Origin of the sequence: Methylobacterium sp. J-030, assembly GCF_022829545.1 — a bacterium.
In the GTDB taxonomy this organism is placed as follows: Bacteria; Pseudomonadota; Alphaproteobacteria; order Rhizobiales; family Beijerinckiaceae; genus Methylobacterium.
The window spans coordinates 1-496 of sequence record NZ_JAKSYM010000231.1 but is presented as its reverse complement, the minus strand read 5'-3'; the positions used below and the strand labels follow the sequence as shown (position 1 = coordinate 496).

The 496-nt window shown below is 65.1% G+C and carries 1 pseudogene; it reads left to right on the top strand.

Annotated features, from left to right (window positions below):
• Positions 1-496: pseudogene (locus tag MKK75_RS17145) on the top strand (DDE-type integrase/transposase/recombinase); the annotation flags it as partial.

Below are 496 nucleotides of genomic sequence, written 5' to 3'. Positions count from 1 at the left end.
ATCGCCAAACCAGCCGAGGCTCTCGGGATCGGCCGCGGCAGCGTGTACGACCTGCCGCGTCCTGTTCCAGCCGCGGATCTGGCCGTGATGCGGCGGCTGGACGAACTGCATCGCGAACTCCCCTTCGCCGGGAGCCGGATGCTGCGGGACCTCCTGAACAAGGCGTCGTGATCGGACGCTGCCATGTCACGACGCTGATGACGCGCCTGCGCATCGAGGCGCTATGCCGCAAGCCGACCACCCCGAAGCCTGCGCCGGGGCACAGGATCTACCCGTATCATCTGCGCGGGCCGACCATCGACCGGCCCAATCCGGTCTGGGCGATGGACATAACGTATGGTCCGATGCCCGTGGGTTCGTCTACTTGGCCGGCGTGATCGATGGGTTCAGCCGCAAAGTCTTGTCGTGGCGGCTATCGATCACCATGGAGGCCGACTTCTGTGTCGAGGCGGTGGAGGAAGCACTTGCCCGGCATGGTACACCGGAGATCTTCAAC